Consider the following 22,092-nt stretch of genomic DNA (forward strand, 5'->3'; position numbering starts at 1 on the left):
ATTATCTTTATTAATTTGTATTACCTTGTATTGTAACCTCTACATCTGCACCCTCAGCAACTGTATTAGTAATTGCTGTAATAGAAACACGCGGCACACCATTAGTAAACCCAAAATTATTAAAACTATATCCACTGTTATAAATACCCACATCTAATCCATCATTTCCAAAATTAATTCCTGGAGAACCTGATAGTAAATGATAATCATTTGTATAAGCATTAAAACCAGCATCTGATACTGCTAAAAATTGAGGATCTATATCATTTAAGTTAGTATCCACACCTTCAAAGGGTAAATTTACAAAACCACCTTGTGCATTGTAACTAATACAGTTTTCAAACACAAAACCATCATTACCAGAACTAAAGTTAGTTACATCTGCTGTGCCTGTTGCTTTAATTAATATACAATTTTCTACCGTAATATTATTTGGACTAGCTGCAGAATACGTGGTGTTATTTAAACCAGTTGCATTTGAATAATCATTTATGAGAATGACATTATTTTTAAAAGTTATATCATAAAAATCAAATATTATACCAGCTCCTGTGAAGAGGTTATGTGATATTACTGAATTACTCATTCTAATATCACTTGCACTATTAATAACATTCCCTAATAGAAACGAATTATTCATTACTGAGGTGCCAGAAAAATCAACACTATCTAAGTAATTATTTTGAATTTTCATATTTGTAATTATTGCACTATTCTCAGTATACAAATCATCTATCCATAATCCACTAATAAATGAACCGGACCCTGTTTCTGCAATGGTCATTACATCCATTTTAGAAGTATATGAATTTTCACTATGCGAACGACCTACTATGTTTAATAACTTGTTCACGGTAGCATCCTCATAATTTGTTTCAGACTGCTGTATATATATGGTATCTCCAGCTACCGATGTATTAATTGCAGATTGCAAATCTGTAAAATCTGCAGTTGCACCAGCATTATTGTCAACAATCCAAGTGTTTTGTGAATATGTACTCACTGTTACTAGAAATGCACTAATAAAAAGTAAAAAATTTGTTTTCATTTGTTTTTGTTTTTAAGAATTAATTAATAGCTAAATAAAATTTTATTGAAACATGTTTAAAAACTTCAATGACGCAATTAAACACATGCATTCTTGTCTATAAATACAATAGATTATGTATAGACAGATAATTATTGATTATAAAAAAGTGAAATGAACAGAATTAAGGATGTATCGATTTTAAATAAAATAGTGTCTACAATGAATTAAATCATTAATTCTATATACTATTGAATTTACACATAAAAACTTAGGCGAAACAGTCTAATGAAACAATCGCAAACTTCTTATTTTCAACAGATTAAAGAACTACAATTTCAATAAAAACTGCAAAAATTTACGACAAACTGTAAAAAACCTAGTCAAAAATAACTTAGATCACTGAAATTGAGCATTTTACAATAAAGACATGTACAGAATTAAAATTTTCTAGATTCAAAAATCATAATGATATGGAATATCTGTAAAGCTTCCGTTAGAAATAGAATATGTAGTATTTGTGTCTTCATCAGTAGTTTCGTAACTAAATGTCCCTGACATTTTTTCTCCAGAGGCATCCACTGAGGAAATGTATAATGTAGCTGATACTGTCTGATCTGCATCAATAATCGTTGTTCCATTTTCATAGCTATACGTCCCTAAAACAAGATCGGAAGGTGTGCTAAATGATGCTCCTGAAAAAATAGCATCAGGACTATCTACAAATACAACAATACCAATAGATCTACTCACTGAATTATCTGAAACACCATCTGTAGATGCCGCAATACCCAATGCATATAAAACCTCAGAGCCTGCCATTTGGCTCGTTAATACAGCACCTAATGAATTTGGGCCAAATTCCCAAGTTTTTGTTTCTCCATTAATATCTGCCTGTACAGTACCTTCACCAAGCTGACTAATAATTTCGTCTGTATCACAACTTGCCAATGTTATGGCCAGTAAACAAATTAATATTTTTTTCATGAGTTTAATTTTTATAAGATTTATAAATCGAAATAATAATGAATACCAACACCGTACGCAAAACCAGCAAAGCTCCCAATTCCTTTATCAAAAGAACCTCCTACATAGCCTAATTCTACATTAAATGCCAAACCTTCTACAAATTCTGGAATAGTACCTTCTATTCCTCCACCAACTCCAAACGAAACCGTGTTATAGGATTCAGAAACATCTAAAAACTTTACTTTTACACTAAAATAACCTAATTGCCCATAAGCATAAGGTCTATATACCAGCTTATTACCTCCTGATTCAAAATTATAAAGATAACGACCAGAAATAGCTAATGAACTGGTACCAAAACCATAAGCCGCACTTCCAAGAATGACTTGACCAGCATGCGTCTCCGTAAAATTATACTTAGCGCTTAATCCATAAGCCGGAAAAGATGATGCCAAACCAACACCTAGTTTGCCAGGATCAGATATACTTTGTGATTGCATTTCTGCGAATAAAAACAGACTTAAAATAAATGTAAATACATACTTGTTTTTCATAATGAGAGATTGAATTATTAGTTTATAATTTGAACAATTTTCTAAGCGAGGCAGAATCAGTCTTTTTTACCGACTTATCACTGCTTGTTCTATTAGCATTTTTATTTGTTTTTTTATGAGTATTCTTATTTAGGCGATCTTGTTTACTATTAACTTTTATCTCCTGCGCCTGTTTATTTGGCTCATTTAATTCTGCTGCAGATGGCATATTCCCTAACGTTCCTCCTCTTTTTTTATCTGCAAGGGCTCTTAACTTCAACACTTCTAAATCTAATTCTCCAAAATAAATTTTATCATAGAGTGCGATAGCTTTAGCATAGAGTTCTTGCTCCTCATAAACCCAAGCTAAAAGCTTTAGTTCATGCCTTGTAGATTTAAAATTCTCCTTATTAGGGTTGAGTTCTAAACTTTTATTAATATCAGCTTCCGTCTCTTTTAAATTTCCCAACTTAAAATGAATTTGGGCTCTCATATAATAAGCGCTAGCTGTTGGAGACAAAGCCACCATTTGATCATAACGTTCTAATTCACTTTCCTTTGCATTTTCTCGTGAAATGAGTTTTTTACTTGTTCTTTGATAATCAATATGCTTATAATAGGCATCGCAGGTGTATATTAATTCAGCTGGCATTGCAAGTAATAATTCTTTTCTAGCCAGTTGCCCTTTTAGATATTTCTGTTGAGGATCAGCTTCAATAATACTCGCATCAATCTGTTCTGCATACGTTGGTAACGTTTCTCTTAAACAGGTTTTAAAGGCATTTTCTGTTAATGTTCTTTTTAGACTTTCTTCTTCTAAACAACTACACATATCTGCTCTAAATGCACTTTTATAAGATTGTGCATTTAAAGACAAAAGCCCTATCAGTAAAATAAAATGAGTGACTATTTTTTTCATAAGTTTTTATTTAATCTTCGTCTTCTTTTGTGCCTACAAAGTATTCCTTAACAGCAGACATGCAGAATTTTAATGCTTTCTTAGATCGATTTAAATTAAGAGTTGCCTTTGCTTGTTTCATAAATGAAGCATCACTAATGTCATCTACAATATCTGGAACTTCTTGCCACAAACTATCTACATCGCTTTCTGCTCGTTCAATTAATTCATCTTCAATTTCTGCTGGCACTTCAATACCTGCTCTAGTTAAGCTATCATAGACAAAGACTTTGTAATACAGCTCAAAAGAATGATTAACAAATTTATCTACACTTTCTATTTTGGAATTTCTCTTTGGTGGTTTTAAACGTTTTACTTGAGACCAACCGATAATTGGAAGCAAAATAAACATTGACAGTACTATTACTAAATGAGGCTTGTTTGGATTGATTAATTTCATAGTTAGAGATTTTAATTATTAGTCATATTGAATAACACCATTCATGGTTAATACAGTCTCATTATCAACATTGATAACGGTTGTATTAGAAAAAACAACTTGCTTTTCTGCCTTATCTACACTGAAGCCTGTACCACAATCCATATTATCTGCAGCGCTTATAGCAGGTGTGGAACACACATAACTCATTTGAACTCCATTTTTAATAATAGTCATTGAAATTGTTTTCTCTGCTGCTGCTTCATCTTCAGGTGTAAACTCTGCTGCTACAATTATAAAAGCGTTTGAAAAATCTGAAGATTCTAATTCGCCATTTTCAATAGTTGTATTTTTATCTAGAAGCACTACTGAACTCGATGTGCCTGTGGTATCTAAAGCATCAGAATCTATATTACCAACAATTAATGAAGACCCAACAACAGCTGTATCTGCCCCAGATAATTGAATAGTTCCATATACATCAGAATCTGAGTCATCACTACTGGAACAACTTACCATTATTAAAAAAGTTAAAGTGATTTTGAGTGATTGCAGTATTATTTTCATGATTTACATTTTATAGATTAATTATATTTAAAGGAACAACGATTTATCTTTAATTACCATAGCAAACCTATTATCGTTGACTTTGAATATATTAACGTAGAACTTGTAGGCAGTTTTCAACAATTAATTACTATTTTTAACCTAGCTATTAATTGATTCACCGAATGAAAAAATCCCTAATAATCGTTTTTTTGTTGACTTCACTATGTTGTGCTTCTCAGAATAAAATGATTGACTCTTTAGAAAACGTCATTACTAATTACAAAACGCAAGACACTAATTATGTAAATCTTAGAATTAAGTATGTGGCACGAAAGATGTTTTTAACACCTGCTGATACCACATGGACGACTTACAATAACAAAACTCTAGATATATCAAAAAAACTTAATTATTCTAAAGGCATAGGTATATCGTATAATAATTTAGGCATTATTCAGCATTACTTATTATCTAATCCATTAAATGGTTTAGAGTATTATCAACAGGCCTATGACGTCTTTGAAAAAGACCCAAAATTTCAAAAATATGTTATTGGTGTTCTCACCAATATTGGTCTTATATATTTAGAACAGCAAGAATACACTAAAGCTTTAAAAAGCTTTAAAACCTTATTACATAATCCAGAAAACAAGAGTAAATACACTACCGAATTTTATATTGGTAATGTCTATGGTGAACAAAAGAAGTTAGATTCGTCCATTTATTACTACAAAAAGTCATTGGTTGGTGCAGAACAGAACAAACGGCCAATATTCATGGCAAATATTTTAACCAATTTGGGTTTAATACAAACAAATGCTGGCTTTTTAGAAGATGGATTATTAAATACACAAGAGAGTTTAGATTTAATTGAAGCCAATAATATTGGAGGCTTACGCGTTACAGCGTACACTAACGCAGCCGAAGTGTACTTGCAAAACAACAATATTGAAAAAGCTGAGTATTATGCTTCAAACAGTATAAAGTTGAGTGAAAGTCTAAATAGTTTATCTACTAAAAATAGTGCTTTAGCAACCTTAGCTAATGTATATGCTAAAAAAGGCGATTATAAAAACGCACTGACCAATTATAAAGAACATATTGTTTTAAGAGATAGTTTAATTAATGCTGATAGAAAATTAGAAATTTCTAGAAAGGAAATTCAGTTTAAAGCTGATAAAGACAAAGCTATAGCACAAGTTGAAATTGAACGCCAGAAATCAATTAAAAATGCATCAATTATTGGAGGAGCAGGATTGGTTTTAGCCGCCATCATCGGTTTCATTTTATACCGAAGAAAGCAAGATGCCGTTTCTAAATCTAAAGAAGCTGAATTTAATGCCAAGGTTTCTGATACAGAATTAAAAGCGTTGCGCTCTCAAATGAATCCGCATTTTATATTTAATTCTCTAAACTCCATTGGCGATTATATTCTAAAAAACGACACACAGTCTGCGAGCGATTATTTGAGCAAGTTTGCTAAATTAATGCGACTCACTTTAGAGAATTCTGAGAAAAAGGAAATTATACTGCGTGAAGATATTTCGCTGCTTAGAACTTATATAGACATTGAGCGAAAACGCTTTAACAATAGCTTTGATTATATTATTAAAGTAGATGACAACTTAGATGAAGACAACATCCTTGTACCACCAATGATTTTGCAACCTTTTATAGAAAACAGTATTATTCACGGATTAGCGCTAAAGGAAAATTCTGGTGTTTTAACCATTTCATTTAAAGCCGAAAATGATATGCTAATTTGTAGTGTTGATGATAATGGAATAGGTAGAAAATCCTCAACAGCAAACAAAGCTAATACAGAAAACAAATCTATGGGAATGGCGATTACCAAAAGTAGAATTGAGATTATCAATAAATTGAAAAACACTAACGGAAACGTTGAAATAATTGATAAAACCGAAGGCACCAGAATAGATGTTTCATTACCAATGCAATTTGCTTACTAAATATGATAAAAACTATAATTATAGACGACGAAAAACATTGCTCTGACCGTGTTTTAAATTTAATTGATAGACATCCTAATACCTTTAACGTCTTAAAAGTTATAGATACGGTTGATGAAGCCTTAGAACTCGTTCCGCAACTAGAACCAGATTTAGTGTTTTTAGATATTAAAATTCATGAAAAAACAGGATTTGATTTTCTTCAAGCTATTGACACCATAAATTTTAAAGTCATATTCACGACTGCTTTTGATAATTTTGCGATAAAAGCCTTTAAGTTCAGTGCTATTGATTACTTATTAAAACCTATTGATACAGACGATTTTAATGCTTCCGTTTCGCGATTAAAAGAAACCATTTCACAGCAAAGCATAGAGCAACAACTTCAAAGTTTATTTGAAAACATAAAACCTAACCAAAAAAAGGTAATTACAATTCCGTCATTAACAGGCTTTGAAACTTTAAAAGTTGAAGACATTATTCATTTAGAAGCCGATACTAGTTACACACATATTTTTACCAAGAATGGCAAAGCAATGGTTTCTAAGCCTATTAAGTTTTATGAAGATTTATTAGATGATGGTTCGTTTTTTAAAACACACAAATCGCATTTAATAAATATAGACCACGTTAAGCAATATTTTAAAGGCAAACAAAGCTACGTAGTAATGTCTAATGATGCACAAGTGCCAATATCAGTGCGACGAAAAGAAGAATTTCTAAGACATTTCAACTAATAATATCCTTGAAGTTAATAGGCTTTTTAGCTCTAGGATGCTTTCTTAAAAACTGAAGCGAAGCATTTAACTCGTAACCTAATAGCAAAATATTAGAGTTTAACCACAGATAAAGTAACAAGATTAACAAACCTCCAATTGAGCCATATAGCTCATTATACTGCGAGAAGTTATTAATGTATATCCCAAAAAAATAGGAGGTTAAAATTATTAGTAATGTGGTCAATAGAGCACCAACAGAAAAGAATCTAGATTTTCGGCCTTCTCTTGTTCCAAAATAATATAGTGTTGCTGTTGCTAAATACGTCATGAGTACAAAAAACATATACTTTGCAAAGATGATCCATCCAACACTAGAGTTATCTTCAGACACCATTTCTTTATTAATGCTTTCATATAACGGTTCGATCACATATATCTGAAAATACCCAAAAAACGCAACGGTTAACAATACTAAAATCGCTAAGATTAATGCGATACCTAATGCAAAAATATATTGCTTAAATACATTTCTAGTTAATTGTTTATGATACGAATTTTCAAAACCAGAAAAAACAGCATTTACACCATTTGCCATTAATAACATAGATAATAAAAAAACCGAAGACAATAGACCTCCTCCTCCATTTCCACTTATGTTATCAAAAATATTCGAAATGAAAAAATCTGAAGTCTGAGGTGGTAAAAATGAATTTAAAAAATCTAAAAATTCAGCTTGAAATTCTGGAATTGGAATATGCGGAATTAAAATAATTACGAATAATAAAAACGGAAATATTGCTGTAAAAAAACTAAAAGCAATAGCACTAGCTCTTGTGGTTAGTGCACCTTTCACGATTCCCATAACGTAGAGCTCTAGCAAATCATAAATGGATAAACCTTCAAATCCTGGTAATCTAATCTGCTTAAAAAAACGCACAATTATATTTAAAACCGGAATCTTATCTAATTTATCTTCTATGTGTTTAGTCATTATTTAGCTTTTAGCTCTCTTTCATCATCTACTATGACGTTTAATTACAAAGAGCTTTTTTATACCGCTTTTAAGCTTAAATCCTTGTTGTAAACGGAGTGAGTTAATGCACCAGACGAAATATAATCCACACCACATTCGGCATATTTTCTAAGGGTGTTTTCGTTAATTCCACCAGAAGATTCAGTTAAACATTGGTCTCCTATTAATTTTACAGCTTTGCGCGTGTCCTCGTAATTAAAGTTATCAATTAAAATTCTGTAAACGCCACCACAATCTAAAATTTCTTTTATTTCATCAAGGTTTCTTGCTTCTACAATGATTTTTAAATCTCTTTTGGTATCCTTTAAATAATCCTTAGTCAAATTAATGGCTTTAGAAACGCCTCCTGCAAAATCAATGTGATTATCCTTAAGCATAATCATGTCATACAATGCGAATCTATGGTTTTCACCACCACCAATTTTTACAGCCCATTTTTCTAAAGCTCTAATACCTGGTGTTGTTTTACGCGTATCTAAAATTTTGGTTCCTGTACCTTCTAAAATATCAACAAACTCTCTAGTCTTTGTTGCAATAGCACTCATACGTTGCATCGCATTAAGTACTAAACGCTCTGCTTTTAAAATAGATTGTGAAGCACCTTCAACATAAAACACAATATCGCCATGATTAACTCGGCTTCCATCTTCAATTAAGGTTTCCACTGTCATATCAGCATCCACATAAGCAAATACTTGTTTAGCAAATTCTACACCTGCAATTACACCTGTATCTTTTACCAATAATTTTGCTTTTCCTTGCGCTGAAGCTGGTATGCATGCTAATGAACTATGATCACCATCGCCAACATCTTCGCGGATGGCATTAGAGATTATTAATTCTATTTCTTTATCGAATTGTGCTTGTGAAATCATACTAAATACTTATTTGATGTAAAAATAGGAATTGAAAGATGATATTTGAAATATTGTTGTAATTTAGTTTCACTAACATCAATACAATCTATGAATAACCGTTTAATTTATATACTATTCATATTTTCAATTTGTAGCTATTCTCAAGATGACTCTAAACCAATAATATATATTAATGAGGAGTTAGAGCAAATTGATGAAACTACCTATTATCAAAATGTCCTTAAAACTATATATAGAGAGGAAAAGGTTATTCAAGACTCATTAGTTATAAAGAGACTTATTAAAACTTATGATTTCGGTTATTTTAATGAAACCGAACTCCCTCAAATTCAGAACGCTTTAAAAAAATACTTAAACATTAAGGAATTTGACAAAAGTATTATCTTAGTTTTTCAAGATTCAATTTTAGGCTTCTCCCATTATAAAAAATCGCAGTATTTAAAGAAAGAGCATGATGAACTTGATAATTCTTCAGAAAAAAAATATTTAGAAAGAAGAATTGGCTTTGATGAGAGACAGAAAAAATGTGTGAAATTCGCAAAAAAGAATAACGCCATTCCAAAGTACGTTTATTCTAGAAATGTAGATTTCAATCTTGATTTAAAACATCATACCAAAGAAAAAATTCCAGATTTTTTGAAGAACATTTTTTTTAAAAATTTAAAGCAAGGCTTAATTATTTTAAAACCTAATGGTCATTACTTTTATTACACTAGGCTAACGCAAGCAATGGTTAAAAAGATGTTAGAAACGGACTGGGAACCATATATTAAAGAATTTAATGCGGTAAAAAACAATACTGAGAAATATTCACTACAATTTATTGATAAAATGTATATTGATTTGGAAAAAGAGATGAAATCTCAAGCTATGCGAAGAGTCAAGCAAATTCAAAATGAACGAAGAAAAACAAATAGTACTAACCAGAACAGAAGAATATCAGGCAGATTCCCTGTTCCAAATTGTTATGTAGGTGGCACGTATTAAACTCATAGCCATTGGCAAAACGGACAATAAAAATCTTCAAGCATTAATTGCAGATTACACCAAACGACTTGGACATTATATAAAGTTTGATTTTGAAGTTATTCCAGATTTAAAAAAGGCTAAAAATTTATCTGAAGCCCAACAGAAGGATAAAGAAGGTGACCTTATTTTAGCTAAAACTCAAAACTCTGATGTTTTAATTTTACTCGATGAAAACGGTAAACAGTTAGATTCTGTTGCATTTTCTAACTACTTGCAAAAACACATGAATTCTGGTATTAAAACTTTAATTTTTGTAATTGGAGGTCCTTATGGATTTTCTGATGCCGTTTATAAAAGAGCTAATGGAAAATTAGGATTATCTAAAATGACCTTTTCGCATCAAATGGTTAGGCTTTTCTTTATAGAACAATTGTACAGAGGGTTTACAATTCTTAGAAATGAACCATATCATCATCGCTAAAAACCATAAACCCTCTGACAATTAAACATCGGTATTTATTAATGTGTACTAAAAACTTCTTTACGTTTTTTAAGTTGGCGTTCTAAATCTTTAATCGTTTCTGTCATAGCCATTTCGTAATTCTTTTTATTAGATGTTGCAAATATGCGTGGTCCTGGTAAACTTAATTCTATATTACAAATTTTACCAGATTCATTATCCTTTTCATCATGCTTAAAATAAACCTGAGCAGAAATTAAAAACTCAAATTTATGAGCCAATTTTTCTAATTTTTCTGTTGTTAATGCAGAAAGAGTTTCGCTTGTATCTATGTTTACGTATTGAAAATTTACAGTCATAATTTATCTCGTTTTATGTTAATAATTCTTTTGTCTAAGATAAAAATTTAAGGCTATTTTTAGGCTGATAAATATCATAAAAAATCTATAAAATTTATACTTTGCTATCAATTAAACACATAGGAAGTGTATTTACTATAAGACCAAATAAAGTACTAATTGTTTCGGCTTCTAAATCTGTAACCAATGGCCAATTTGGCATTCGTAAGGTTTAGGCGATATCTATTATCATTATCAAAATGTGTAGTATATAATCCATTACTGTAAGTTAAACTCACGTAATATCTGTCAAAATTATAGCCTAAGCCAACCATAAAATCAAGCTTAAAAAGCATAGGGTGTTTTGGTGTATAGCTACCTTCTTGATCTGTGATTTTTTTATACATTAATCCCATTCCTGGCATAAAATTAACCGTCGCAGTTATATTTTCTGGTAATTTAAAATACGAAATAAAACCAGCCAAAATACCAGCAGTAACTCCTTGATAGCGCTTAATATCTGCCTCTTCATTAAAATAAATATTTGTTGTCTCTGTTAAAATACTAGAATTAGACGAGAAATAATCAAAGCCTGTAAAGAGACCAACGCCACCAGTGATAAATATTTTTTCGTGTCTTTTTTCGGCTAAACCAGCTTTTAAAAGTGCATAAGAAAACTCAATATCATCAAAGGTGTATAAATAATTAACACCAAAACTCACTGAGCGCAAATCATCTCTAAAGACGGAAGGCTCATCGAAATTATTCTTTGCCGTAAAGCCTTTATAAGTTTGAATATACAAGTTCGTGTAGTGTCGGTTTTTAAAAATAGTGACACCTTGTAAATCGAACTTTTTTGTTTCCTCTTTATTCGCATTTTTTATATTAAAAGCGATATCAATAATTATTTTTCTATTTGCTACACCAATACCTAAACCGTGTCTATTGTTCGGTACAAATCTAGCTTTATAGTCGTCATTTTGAATACTAAATTTATTAGCTTTAAAATTGGTAAATAAACGTAATGAATAGTTATCTAAGTCTCTATCTACAAGCAAAGAATCAATATCTTCAATATCTTGCGCGTTTACAAATAAGCAATTCAAACAAAGACTAAAAAGGAGAAGACATTTTAAATGATAAGGCTTTTCAATTATTATTTGATTTGACACAAAAAAAGTTATTAGATTCATATTTTTACAATAGCTAAAATACATTAATAAAAAGACTCTATGCAACTCGTTTTCGCCACAAATAATTTAAATAAACTAAAAGAAGTACAAGCTATTGTTCCACCTCACATTAAACTTTTGAGTTTAAAAGATATTGCATGTAACGAAGATATTCCTGAAACACAATCTACTATAAAGGGTAATGCCATTCAAAAAGCAGAATATCTAAAAACGCATTACGGCTATGATTGTTTTGCGGATGACACTGGCTTAGAAGTACATGCACTAAATGGCGAACCTGGTGTATACTCAGCGCGCTATGCTGGTCCACAACGTAATGCAGAAGACAATACCAAAAAATTACTTGCCGAACTTCAGCCCAAATCTAACCGAAGTGCTCAATTTAAAACCGTTATTGCCTTACATATTAATGGAAAACTACACACGTTTACAGGCCTCTGCAAAGGAGAAATTACGACCGAAAAACATGGCGAAGGTGGATTTGGTTATGATCCTGTGTTTAAAGCTGAAGGTTATGATAAAACATTTGCCGAAATCTCATTAACTGAAAAAAATAAAATTGGTCATCGCGGAAAAGCCGTTGCTCAATTAGTTGAATTCTTAAATATATAAGGCATTTTCCGAATAAAATGTTAAATGTATTTTTTATTTCTAACCGATTGTTTAGTTTTGTTGTGTAATAAAAATGTTTCTCTTTATAGGAAATTAAAAATGGCAAGGACTAAACAATATAACGAAGCTGAAGTTGTAGAAAAAGCTATGCATCTTTTTTGGAAGAATGGCTATGAAACAACCTCCATGCAAATGCTCGAAAAAGAAATGGGCATTAACAAGTTTTCTATATATTCTAGTTTTGGCAATAAGCACGGATTATTTCTAGAGAGTTTAAAACACTATAAATCAAGAGTAAACTCGGTTTTAGAAAAATTTAAAAATGGAACTAAAGGTGTCGAAGATATTAAACAATTTTTCTACGACTCTGTAAGTTCTAATTTTAAAGGGGACAAAACTAAAGGATGTTTTGTTACTAATACATATAATGAGTTTTCTGATAAAGAAGATGAATGCATTCAAAAGCAAATGAATAGTTTTATGGATAATTTAAAATCCATAATTATTGAAAAGCTAGAAATAGATGCTTCTAAAGACAAAGAAACTATAACAAAACAAGCTAACTATTTGTTGCTAGCAAAACATGGTTTAGCAGCAGCATCTAGAGTAAACACAAAAGAAGAGATTGAAGATTACATAGAAATGATCTTCAAAAATTTATAAACATTTTTTTTACACAATAACTAAACGAACGTTTAGATAAGATTAACAGAATATTAAAATAAAAACAAGAAATTATGACAACTTTAAAAATTCACAACATCGAAACTGCACCAGAAGGTAGCAAATCATTATTAGAGAACTCTCAAAAATCTTTTGGGATGATTCCTGGATTGCATGGTGTTTTAGCAAGTTCTCCGCAAATCTTAAAAGCTTACCAAACCTTACATGAGTTATTTACCCAATCTTCATTTAATGAGGATGAGTTAACTGTTGTTTGGCAAGCCATTAATGTAGAGCATGCTTGCCATTATTGTGTACCTGCACATACTGGTATTGCAAAAATGATGAAAGTAGATGACAATATTACAGAAGCATTACGTAATGAAACGCCTTTAGAAGATTCTAAGTTAGAAGCATTACGTACAATGACTTTAACGATCGTTAGAAATCGTGGTAATGTAACTGAAGAAGAATTAAATACATTCTACGCAGCAGGTTACGAAGAAAAGCACGTTTTAGATATAATTTTAGGATTATCTCAAAAAACAATTAGTAACTATACAAATCATATAGCAAACACACCAGTAGATGGTGCATTTGAAAAATTCGCATGGTCTAAAGAAAATGTGGTTTCATAATCCCATTAACCACAACATTGATTAATAGCAATAAACCTTCTGTGCTTGCGGAAGGTTTATTAATTTAAATTATACTATACATGAAAAAGAAATTAAAAATAGATATCGTTTCTGATGTGGTTTGCCCTTGGTGTACCATTGGTTACAAACGGCTAGAGAAAGCAATTTCAGAATTAGGTATTGAAGATAAAGTAGATATAGAATGGCAACCGTTTGAGTTAAACCCAAATATGCCAACCGAAGGCCAAAATGTCACTGAACATATTACTGAAAAGTATGGCTCTACCTTAGAACAGCAAAAAGAATCTAAGAAACATATGACCGAAATTGGAGCAGACTTAGGTTTTAAATTCGATTATTTTGACGATATGAGAATGGTTAACACTTTTGATGCGCATGTACTTTTAGAATACGCCAAGGATTTTAATAAACAAACCGAATTAAAAATGACGTTAACCAAAGCCTTTTTTAGCGAAAGAAAAGACGTTTCTGATAGACATATTTTAAAACAAGCACTATTAGAGGTCGGCTTAAACGCAACAGAAGCTCTTGAAAAATTAGATGATGAGGATGCTCGTTACAACGTTCGAAGCCTTCAAAATGAATGGAAAAATATGGGTGTAAATTCTGTACCAACAATTGTTTTTAACCGAAAAAGCGCAATAACTGGCGCACAACCTATGGCCACTTTTAAGCAAGTTCTTTCAGAATTAATAGCAGAATTGGATTAAAAATTTGCATAAAATCAAGGATAATTGGTTATTAAATAAATTAAACTACCTTTGCACCTTGCAAAAAATCCAAATTTAGGATTTTTATATTCCTCAGAGTGAGGATGTGTTACCTAGAAGTTTTAGTGTTTAGTATGTCGATTCGCTTCTCTTGTAACACCAACAGAACATAATCGAATACATAAAACTCAAGAATGAGCACATTCCAAGAATTAGGTCTTAATGAAGACCTTCTTAACGCAATTACGGATTTAGGTTTTGAAAAACCATCAGAAGTCCAATCAAAAGCAATTCCACTTTTATTAGAAGAAGACAAAGACCTAGTGGCTTTGGCACAAACTGGTACAGGTAAAACAGCAGCTTTCGGTTTTCCGATGTTGCAAAAAATTGATATCGATAGCAGAACGACTCAAGGTCTTATCTTATCGCCTACTCGTGAACTTTGTTTACAAATTACAAACGAGTTAAAAAACTACGGTAAATATTGTAAAGGTTTAAATGTGGTTGCCATTTATGGTGGATCTAGCATTTCTGATCAAGCAAGACAAGTTAAACGTGGTGCACAGATAATTGTGGCAACTCCAGGTCGTATGAAAGATATGATTAGCCGAAGAATGGTTGATATTTCTAAAATACAATACAGCGTTTTAGATGAAGCTGATGAAATGTTAAACATGGGATTCTATGAAGATATCACAGACATTTTATCACATACTCCTGATGATAAGAGTACATGGTTATTCTCAGCAACAATGCCTAAAGAGGTATCTACAATTGCTAAGAAATTCATGTATGATCCTACAGAGATTACAGTAGGAAATAAAAATGAAAGTACAAGTAACGTTACCCACGAATACTATTTAGTAAACGCCAGAGATCGTTACCAAGCCTTAAAACGTTTAGCAGATGCAAATCCAGATATTTTTTCTGTGATCTTCTGTAGAACTAAAAGAGACACACAAAAAGTAGCCGAAAACTTAATTGAAGATGGCTATTCTGCTGGTGCATTACATGGTGATTTAAGTCAGAATCAACGTGATTTAGTGATGAAATCGTTTAGAAACAATCAAATACAAATGCTTGTTGCTACTGATGTTGCTGCTCGTGGTATTGATGTAGATGATATTACGCACGTAATTAACTACCAATTACCTGATGAAATTGAAACATATACACACAGATCTGGTAGAACAGGACGTGCTGGTAAAACAGGTGTTTCAATGGTTATTGTTTCAAAAAGTGAAACACGCAAGATCAAAAGCATTGAGCGTATCATTAAGAAGCAATTTGAGAAAAAAGACATTCCTTCTGGTACTGATATTGTAGAAGTACAATTAATGTCTTTAGCCAATAAAATTCATACGACAGAAACAAATCACGAAATTGATAAGCATTTAGATAGTATAAATGAATTATTTGCTGATACAGATAAAGATGAATTAATCAAAAAATTCTTTTCAGTTGAATTTAATCGCTTCTTTAATTATTACCAGAAATCAAAAGATTTAGGTGTAGTAGAATCTAGAGGTGATAGAGATGGCGGACGCGATTACGGAAAACAATCTAACGACACACGTTACTTTATTAACGTTGGTAGTAAAGATGGTTTTGATTGGATGAAGTTGAAAGATTTCTTAAAAGAACAATTAGAATTAGGACGTGATGATGTCTTTAAAGTTGACGTAAAGGAAAGTTTCTCTTTCTTTAATACAGAAAAAACATTACAAGAAAAAGTATTAGCATTCTTTACCGACTTTAAATATGAAGGTCGTTTTGTAAACGTTGAAGTTAGTGAAAATCGAGGTCGCAGTGGTGGCGGAAGACGCGATAGAAATCGTGGACGTGGCGGAAACGACAGACGTTCTGGTGGTGGAAATCGCAGAAGAGATGACAGAGGGGAAAGACGCTCTAATGAAAGACGTTCTTCTGGTTCTGGTAATCGTAGTGATAGAAGAAGTAGTAGACGCTCTGATGACAATAGAAGTGACCGAGGAGGCGACAGAAAGTTTAACGATTCTAGAGGAGACAGACGATCAGAATCTAGCAACTCTGGGTCAGACAGACCAAGACGATCTAGACGTAGAGATTAATTTCTCATTAGATAAAAATTTTATTCCTATATCATTATTAGAAAGTATAAAAATCCAAAACTTGAAGATTTACTTTAGGTTTTGGATTTTTCATTTCAATCATTGAAAACTTAAGTTTGTTAATTTTAAGTCAAATATAAAGGCGCGATATGTTAAATCCGTTTTGTTTATTACCTTTACAATGTAACACAACTACATGCGATATTTATTAATACTCTTTTTATGCTTAACTACGGTCCAAGGCTATAGTCAAGATAGTACAGCCACAAAAACACCGACAACCGTAAAAGGTACTTTAGTTAGTGCGTCCACAGAGTTACCTTTAAGCGAAGCTAATATTGTAAATATCAACCAAGTTGTTGGTACAGCTTCTAATGATGATGGTGAATTTGAAATTAAGGCAAAAGTTAATGATACACTTCATCTATCGTATATTGGATATAAATCTATAAAAGTGCGTGTTACTAATGACTGGTTAAAATTTGGAGATACAGAAATTCAAATGACAGAACTCGCATTAGCCTTAGAAGAAGTAACCGTAAAGCAGCTAGAATTAACAGGTTATTTAAAGGTAGATATGGATCAAATCCCTGTGACGTCTAACAACCGTTATCGTATTTCTGGATTGCCAGGTCAAGGTTATGAGGCTGGCAAACCCAATATTGCTACTAAAGTTTTAGGTGCTATTTTTAATCCTGCAGATTTCTTATACAATATGTTTGGCAAAAAGCCGAATGAAATGCATAAGCTTAAGAAAATGAAGGAAGATGACGAAATTAGAAATCAGTTGGCTAGTCGTTTTGATAGAGAAATGCTATTGGTTTTATTACAAGTCACTAAATTTGATTTAGACGAAATCGTTAACCAATGTAACTATTCTAAAGATTTTATAAACACGGCTAATGATCTTCAAATTTTAGATGCTATAAGCGAGTGTTATGAAGAGTACAAGGTTATTAAACGAAGTAAGGAACGTAAGAAGAAAAAGGACTAGTTCATTTCTTTAAATCGTTCAACAATAGCATCATAATCTTTTATTGTTTTCTTAATCCAGTCAAATCGTTTTTCTATAATTTCCCGTTCAGCTAGCTTCCAGTTTATATCAGACTTGCGTAATTTAGCCGTAACATGTTGCAAAATAATGGCAGCCGAAACTGAAATATTTAGGCTTTCTGTAAAACCAACCATTGGAATTTTTAAATAACAATCTGCTTCATCTATAACTTGTTGAGACAAACCTTCTGTTTCTCTTCCAAAGAAAAAACATGACTTTTTAGTAATATCAAAATCAATTAATTCACAATCATCAATATGAGGTGTTGTAGCAACAATTTGATAGCCTTGTGCTTTTAAATCTTTAATACAATCTGTTGTAGAATGGTAGCGATTAAGATCTACCCATTTTTGCGCTCCCATTGCAATTTCTCTATCTATACTTTTAGAATTAACTTCTTCTACTATATTTAATTCTTGTATACCAAACACATCACAAGAACGCATCACTGCACTTGTATTATGCAACTGATAAACATCTTCCGTTGCTACAGTAAAGTGCTTCGTACGCAGTGGAAGTACTCTTTTAAAACGCTCTCTCCTATTTTCAGTTAAAAAGCCCTCTAAATATTCTAAAAGTTTTAAGTCTTGCATATATCAAAAATAACTATTTTTAAATTATGAAAAAACACATCGTTGTATTAACAGGTGCAGGAATGAGCGCTGAAAGTGGAATAAAAACATTTAGAGATGCAGATGGTCTATGGGAAGGACATGATGTTATGGAAGTTGCTTCGCCAAAAGGCTTTGCTCAAAATCCGGAATTAGTTCTAAATTTTTATAACGAAAGACGTCAACAACTAAAAGAAGTAGAACCCAACCAAGCGCATAAGGATTTAGTGATGCTTGAAGACAAATACAAAGTTACCATTGTAACCCAAAATGTAGACGATTTACATGAGCGTGCTGGCAGTACAAATGTGGTTCATCTTCATGGCGAACTTAGAAAAATACGAAGTACAGGCAATGAGCACGATATCAGAGATTGGACAGAAGATCTAAACATAGGCGATATATGTGAAAAAGGACACCAATTACGTCCGCATATTGTTTGGTTTGGAGAAGCCGTACCAGAGATTGAAACTGCAATTAAGATTTGTTACGAAGCCGATATTTTAATCATTATTGGTACAAGTATGCAAGTTTATCCAGCTGCAAGTTTAATTGACTACGTGCAATCAGATACACCTATTTATTATATAGATCCTAAACCAGCGTTAAGCAATAATGGTAAAGTAAATGTTATTGCTAAATCTGCTACTGAAGGTCTAAAAGATCTCATTGATTTATTGATTCAATAAGAACAAACTAATCATCCTTAGTTAGCTTAAAAAATTCGTTTACAGGTTTACTAAATACCTCAGAAAGTTTTAAAGCTAAAACCGTTGAAGGCACATAGCGGTTGGCCTCTATAGAATTTATTGTTTGACGCGATACGCCAATTTTCTTAGCCAAATCATCTTGAGTTAAACTTAAAATGGCACGTTCTACTTTTATGGTGTTTTCCATTATCTAAAACGCTTTAAGTTATGATAAAACATTAACTGAATCATTAACATAAACAGTAAAACCTGAAAGTCGCCTAAATCCTTATAGGCCTTACCACCCGAATTTACCGCGTTAGAGACACCAAATTCTACATAAGGCATAATCAAAGCATAAATAACGCCAACGATAAAAGCAACGGCATAAGACTGACCTCGCAAACTGATGGTCATCTCATCTTCAATTTTATCCTTAGACATAGACATAATAAGCATACCAACTAAAAGTGTTTTTTGCAATAATTGTTTTAACCATTCTGTTTCTCCATCCATAATAAATGCACGAACAAACATCATTACTATAGATAACACCACAATAGCGACGCCAATTCTCATAAAACGATGTGGTAGTCTAAACTTAATAATCTTATTAAATCGATTACGTTCGCAATTAATTAATTTTTCTGTATTCATAATTGACAAGTTTATTTTCTATTAAGTAAAATTAATTTTACTATATGACAAATATACTTTACATTTTGTTATTATCCAAATTCCGTACCGAACATTCAACCATAAAAAACATACTAACTAGTATTTTTTATATTATATTTGTAACATGGAACAAAAGTTAAAATCTGAATTTACCAAACAGTTAATTCTAGACGAATCGTTTAAACTGTTCTATCAAAATGGTTTCAAAACAACGAGTGTAGACAAAATAATGAATGCCACTAACCTTACCAAAGGAGCTTTTTATTACCACTACAAAAGCAAAAGAGATTTAGGCTTAGAAATCATTAGTACAAAACTACAACAACGCGTATATGATGGCATGATTACGCCATTATACGAAGAAGGCAATGCTCTAGATTTGTTAGAAACTACATTCTCTAGTCGTTTAAAGTCATTTTCACTTTTTGACAAGCGTCATGGATGCCCAATGAACAATTTTATAAATGAAATTGCAGATCAAGAAGAAGTTTACCAAATAGCTTTAAAACGCATTATTGAAGAATGGAAAGCAGCTTTAATCCATTTATTAGAACGCGGAAAAAAGGACAACGTTATTAATAACTCTATTTCTAGCAGTGCTGTTGCTATTTATTTAATTAGTGCTTTTGAAGGTGTAAGAGGCCTTAGAAAATTATATAATGACGATCAAATTTTAGATGAATACATTGAAGGGCTTACACTCTATATTAGACGATTAAAAGCCTAATTATTTTTTATTAAAATAACAACATACCATAAAGTATGTTTATACAAATTTATGAGCACAAATAATAGAAGAAGTTTTCTTAAAAAATCAGCTTTACTAGGTTTAGCGAGCGCTGCAATGCCACAATACGGATTCTCCACTAATACCAAAACAAATACAGAGATGAATACAAATACTAAAAGACCAAAAGTTTTATTTTTTGATGTTAATGAGACCTTATTAGACCTCACTGCAATGAAAGAAAGTGTTGGTAAAGTTCTCGGCAATAGAAGCGATTTATTACCACTATGGTTCACAACAATGTTACAATACTCGTTAGTTTCTACTGTAGGTAGGCAGTATAATGATTTTGGAATTATTGGTGCAGCAGCATTACAAATGGTAGCAGCAAACCATAATATTAAATTGAGTGAAGAAGAAGGAAAAGAAGCCATATTAGGACCTTTACGCTCTATTCCTGCTCATCCTGAAGTTAAACAAGCGCTTGCCGATTTAAAAAAAGCAGGCTACACCTTAGTATCATTTACTAACTCATCTAATATTGGTGTAGAGACCCAATTTAAAAATGCTGGCTTGTTAGATTATTTTGATCAACGCTTAAGCATAGAAGATTTAGGAAAATACAAGCCACATACAGATGCATATGACTGGGCAGCCCGAAAAATGGGAGTTCAACCAAATGAATGTTTATTAATAGCTGCACACGGTTGGGATATTGCTGGTGCATTATGGGCAAACTGGAGAGGTGCTTTTGTAAGTCGACCTGGTGCACAACAGTATCCACTTGCACCTACTCCAGAAATTGCCGAACCTAATTTAACATTGATTGCAGAGCAGTTAATTGCAATTAAATAAACTTATGAAAAAATTAGAAAACAAAGTCATAATTGTTACTGGTTCTTCAAGGGGAATTGGTAAGGAGATAGCTATACAATTAGCTAAAAATGGTGCAACAGTTATTGTCAATTATTCTAATAGTAACACTGAGGCAGAGCAAACTGTGCGTACAATAATTGATGAAGGAGGAAAAGCAATAGCTATACAAGCAGATGTAAGTAAAAAAACAGAAGTTACACAATTGTTTGATAAAGCCATTGCGGCATATGGCAAAGTTGATGTTTTAATAAACAATGCTGGCGTAATGATTTCTAAAACCATTAATGACAACACCGAAGAAGATTTTTCAAAACAATTTAATATCAATGTAAAAGGTGTTTTTAACACGTTACAAGAAGCATTTAGCAAATTATCAGACAATGGAAATATCATCAATATTTCATCGAGTACAGTAAAACTAATGTTTCCTACTTACGCTTTGTACTCAGCATCTAAGGCTGCTGTTGAACAAATGACTCGTGTTTTTTCTAAAGAAATTGGTAGAGGCATTTCAGTAAATGCATTAGCACCCGGAGCTACGGAAACAGAATTATTTTTAAACGGAAAATCTCAAGAATTTATTGACAAATTAAGCAGGATGAATGCTTTTAATCGCTTAGCAAAACCTATTGATATTGCTAAAGTAGCAGTCTTTTTAGCAAGTGATGATTCTAAATGGATTTCTGGTCAAGTAATTGGTGCCAATGGTGCTTTAATTTAAGTTATAAAATAAATCAACCTATAAAAA

The 22,092-nt window shown here is 31.9% G+C and carries 27 protein-coding genes; 14 read left to right on the top strand and 13 right to left on the bottom strand.

Annotated features, from left to right (window positions below; genetic code table 11):
- Positions 1 to 10: 10 nt before the first annotated feature.
- From ACJBCC_RS07145 to ACJBCC_RS07170, 6 genes are all read right to left on the bottom strand, one after another.
- On the bottom strand, positions 11 to 1,048 hold the full coding sequence (locus ACJBCC_RS07145) for a hypothetical protein (RefSeq protein WP_299100845.1): 1,038 nt from the start codon (positions 1,046 to 1,048) through the stop codon (positions 11 to 13).
- 435 nt (positions 1,049 to 1,483) lie between these two features.
- Positions 1,484 to 2,014 carry a hypothetical protein gene (locus ACJBCC_RS07150; protein ID WP_407556781.1) on the bottom strand — a complete coding sequence of 177 codons (531 nt, stop codon included), beginning with the start codon at positions 2,012 to 2,014 and terminating at the stop codon, positions 1,484 to 1,486.
- Positions 2,015 to 2,034: 20 nt separating this feature from the next.
- Positions 2,035 to 2,550, bottom strand: a complete 516-nt coding sequence (locus tag ACJBCC_RS07155) for a hypothetical protein (RefSeq protein ID WP_407556782.1) — start codon at positions 2,548 to 2,550, stop codon at positions 2,035 to 2,037.
- A gap of 22 nt (positions 2,551 to 2,572) precedes the next feature.
- Positions 2,573 to 3,448 (bottom strand): hypothetical protein, encoded by an 876-nt coding sequence (locus ACJBCC_RS07160; protein ID WP_407556783.1) that lies wholly within the window; start codon positions 3,446 to 3,448, stop codon positions 2,573 to 2,575.
- A gap of 10 nt (positions 3,449 to 3,458) precedes the next feature.
- Entirely contained in the window at positions 3,459 to 3,887 is a 429-nt protein-coding gene (locus ACJBCC_RS07165) for a hypothetical protein (RefSeq protein ID WP_407556784.1), read from the bottom strand.
- 18 nt (positions 3,888 to 3,905) lie between these two features.
- On the bottom strand, positions 3,906 to 4,433 hold the full coding sequence (locus ACJBCC_RS07170; RefSeq protein ID WP_407556785.1) for a hypothetical protein: 528 nt from the start codon (positions 4,431 to 4,433) through the stop codon (positions 3,906 to 3,908).
- Between the two features lie 227 nt (positions 4,434 to 4,660).
- On the opposite strand from ACJBCC_RS07170, the gene ACJBCC_RS07175 reads away from it, so the two are divergent.
- The gene (locus ACJBCC_RS07175; RefSeq protein ID WP_407556786.1) at positions 4,661 to 6,385 is read left to right on the top strand and encodes a histidine kinase; all 1,725 of its coding nucleotides are present in this window, start codon (positions 4,661 to 4,663) and stop codon (positions 6,383 to 6,385) included.
- A 2-nt stretch (positions 6,386 to 6,387) separates the two neighbouring features.
- Entirely contained in the window at positions 6,388 to 7,122 is a 735-nt protein-coding gene (locus ACJBCC_RS07180) for a LytR/AlgR family response regulator transcription factor (RefSeq protein WP_407556787.1), read from the top strand.
- On the opposite strand, the gene ACJBCC_RS07185 is transcribed toward ACJBCC_RS07180, so the two are convergent.
- The gene (locus tag ACJBCC_RS07185; RefSeq protein ID WP_407556788.1) at positions 7,115 to 8,095 is read right to left on the bottom strand and encodes a YihY/virulence factor BrkB family protein; all 981 of its coding nucleotides are present in this window, start codon (positions 8,093 to 8,095) and stop codon (positions 7,115 to 7,117) included. The genes ACJBCC_RS07180 and ACJBCC_RS07185 overlap by 8 nt on opposite strands.
- A 59-nt stretch (positions 8,096 to 8,154) precedes the next feature.
- Positions 8,155 to 9,012, bottom strand: a complete 858-nt coding sequence (nadC, locus tag ACJBCC_RS07190) for a carboxylating nicotinate-nucleotide diphosphorylase (protein WP_299100824.1) — start codon at positions 9,010 to 9,012, stop codon at positions 8,155 to 8,157.
- A 90-nt stretch (positions 9,013 to 9,102) separates the two neighbouring features.
- Between nadC and ACJBCC_RS07195 the strand changes: the two genes are divergently transcribed.
- Positions 9,103 to 10,002 carry a hypothetical protein gene (locus ACJBCC_RS07195; protein ID WP_407556789.1) on the top strand — a complete coding sequence of 300 codons (900 nt, stop codon included), beginning with the start codon at positions 9,103 to 9,105 and terminating at the stop codon, positions 10,000 to 10,002.
- A complete protein-coding gene (gene rlmH, locus ACJBCC_RS07200) occupies positions 9,998 to 10,465 on the top strand; it encodes a 23S rRNA (pseudouridine(1915)-N(3))-methyltransferase RlmH (protein WP_407556859.1) in 468 nt (155 codons plus the stop codon). The genes ACJBCC_RS07195 and rlmH overlap by 5 nt, the downstream gene beginning before the upstream one ends.
- A gap of 38 nt (positions 10,466 to 10,503) precedes the next feature.
- Here the strand turns inward: rlmH and hpf are convergent, their stop codons facing one another.
- Both hpf and ACJBCC_RS07210 read right to left on the bottom strand, forming a co-directional pair.
- Positions 10,504 to 10,803, bottom strand: coding sequence for a ribosome hibernation-promoting factor, HPF/YfiA family (gene hpf, locus ACJBCC_RS07205; protein WP_299100820.1), 300 nt, complete (start codon positions 10,801 to 10,803; stop codon positions 10,504 to 10,506).
- Between the two features lie 155 nt (positions 10,804 to 10,958).
- Complete coding sequence (locus tag ACJBCC_RS07210) at positions 10,959 to 11,888, bottom strand: DUF4421 family protein (protein ID WP_407556790.1); 930 nt, start codon at positions 11,886 to 11,888, stop codon at positions 10,959 to 10,961.
- 126 nt (positions 11,889 to 12,014) lie between these two features.
- Between ACJBCC_RS07210 and ACJBCC_RS07215 the strand changes: the two genes are divergently transcribed.
- The 6 genes from ACJBCC_RS07215 to ACJBCC_RS07240 all read left to right on the top strand — a co-directional run bounded on the left by ACJBCC_RS07215 (position 12,015) and on the right by ACJBCC_RS07240 (position 17,703).
- On the top strand, positions 12,015 to 12,587 hold the full coding sequence (locus ACJBCC_RS07215) for a non-canonical purine NTP diphosphatase (RefSeq protein WP_407556791.1): 573 nt from the start codon (positions 12,015 to 12,017) through the stop codon (positions 12,585 to 12,587).
- 99 nt (positions 12,588 to 12,686) lie between these two features.
- On the top strand, positions 12,687 to 13,250 hold the full coding sequence (locus tag ACJBCC_RS07220) for a TetR/AcrR family transcriptional regulator (RefSeq protein ID WP_407556792.1): 564 nt from the start codon (positions 12,687 to 12,689) through the stop codon (positions 13,248 to 13,250).
- A gap of 74 nt (positions 13,251 to 13,324) precedes the next feature.
- The gene (locus ACJBCC_RS07225) at positions 13,325 to 13,888 is read left to right on the top strand and encodes a carboxymuconolactone decarboxylase family protein (RefSeq protein WP_407556793.1); all 564 of its coding nucleotides are present in this window, start codon (positions 13,325 to 13,327) and stop codon (positions 13,886 to 13,888) included.
- 80 nt (positions 13,889 to 13,968) lie between these two features.
- The gene (locus ACJBCC_RS07230; protein ID WP_407556794.1) at positions 13,969 to 14,619 is read left to right on the top strand and encodes a DsbA family oxidoreductase; all 651 of its coding nucleotides are present in this window, start codon (positions 13,969 to 13,971) and stop codon (positions 14,617 to 14,619) included.
- 194 nt (positions 14,620 to 14,813) lie between these two features.
- Positions 14,814 to 16,709 (top strand): DEAD/DEAH box helicase, encoded by a 1,896-nt coding sequence (locus ACJBCC_RS07235; RefSeq protein WP_407556795.1) that lies wholly within the window; start codon positions 14,814 to 14,816, stop codon positions 16,707 to 16,709.
- A gap of 196 nt (positions 16,710 to 16,905) precedes the next feature.
- Positions 16,906 to 17,703: a carboxypeptidase-like regulatory domain-containing protein gene (locus ACJBCC_RS07240; protein WP_407556796.1), complete on the top strand. Its 798-nt coding sequence runs from the start codon at positions 16,906 to 16,908 to the stop codon at positions 17,701 to 17,703.
- Here ACJBCC_RS07240 and ACJBCC_RS07245 read toward each other — a convergent pair.
- Positions 17,700 to 18,356, bottom strand: coding sequence for a TrmH family RNA methyltransferase (locus ACJBCC_RS07245; protein WP_407556797.1), 657 nt, complete (start codon positions 18,354 to 18,356; stop codon positions 17,700 to 17,702). The two genes, ACJBCC_RS07240 and ACJBCC_RS07245, sit on opposite strands and share 4 nt — an antisense overlap.
- 26 nt (positions 18,357 to 18,382) lie before the next feature.
- On the opposite strand from ACJBCC_RS07245, the gene ACJBCC_RS07250 reads away from it, so the two are divergent.
- A complete protein-coding gene (locus tag ACJBCC_RS07250; RefSeq protein ID WP_407556799.1) occupies positions 18,383 to 19,063 on the top strand; it encodes an SIR2 family NAD-dependent protein deacylase in 681 nt (226 codons plus the stop codon).
- 7 nt (positions 19,064 to 19,070) lie between these two features.
- Here the strand turns inward: ACJBCC_RS07250 and ACJBCC_RS07255 are convergent, their stop codons facing one another.
- Both ACJBCC_RS07255 and ACJBCC_RS07260 read right to left on the bottom strand, forming a co-directional pair.
- The gene (locus ACJBCC_RS07255; RefSeq protein WP_299100806.1) at positions 19,071 to 19,271 is read right to left on the bottom strand and encodes a helix-turn-helix transcriptional regulator; all 201 of its coding nucleotides are present in this window, start codon (positions 19,269 to 19,271) and stop codon (positions 19,071 to 19,073) included.
- The gene (locus ACJBCC_RS07260) at positions 19,271 to 19,720 is read right to left on the bottom strand and encodes a hypothetical protein (RefSeq protein WP_407556800.1); all 450 of its coding nucleotides are present in this window, start codon (positions 19,718 to 19,720) and stop codon (positions 19,271 to 19,273) included. The genes ACJBCC_RS07255 and ACJBCC_RS07260 overlap by 1 nt, the downstream gene beginning before the upstream one ends.
- A gap of 145 nt (positions 19,721 to 19,865) precedes the next feature.
- On the opposite strand from ACJBCC_RS07260, the gene ACJBCC_RS07265 reads away from it, so the two are divergent.
- The 3 genes from ACJBCC_RS07265 to ACJBCC_RS07275 are packed head-to-tail and all read left to right on the top strand — an operon-like array spanning position 19,866 to position 22,065.
- On the top strand, positions 19,866 to 20,468 hold the full coding sequence (locus ACJBCC_RS07265) for a TetR/AcrR family transcriptional regulator (protein ID WP_407556801.1): 603 nt from the start codon (positions 19,866 to 19,868) through the stop codon (positions 20,466 to 20,468).
- A gap of 51 nt (positions 20,469 to 20,519) precedes the next feature.
- Positions 20,520 to 21,323 carry a haloacid dehalogenase type II gene (locus ACJBCC_RS07270; protein WP_407556802.1) on the top strand — a complete coding sequence of 268 codons (804 nt, stop codon included), beginning with the start codon at positions 20,520 to 20,522 and terminating at the stop codon, positions 21,321 to 21,323.
- A 4-nt stretch (positions 21,324 to 21,327) separates the two neighbouring features.
- Positions 21,328 to 22,065 (top strand): SDR family oxidoreductase, encoded by a 738-nt coding sequence (locus tag ACJBCC_RS07275; RefSeq protein ID WP_407556803.1) that lies wholly within the window; start codon positions 21,328 to 21,330, stop codon positions 22,063 to 22,065.
- The last annotated feature ends 27 nt before the right edge of the window (positions 22,066 to 22,092 follow it).

This window comes from Winogradskyella sp. 4-2091, assembly GCF_045765065.1.
In the GTDB taxonomy this organism is placed as follows: domain Bacteria; phylum Bacteroidota; class Bacteroidia; order Flavobacteriales; family Flavobacteriaceae; genus Winogradskyella.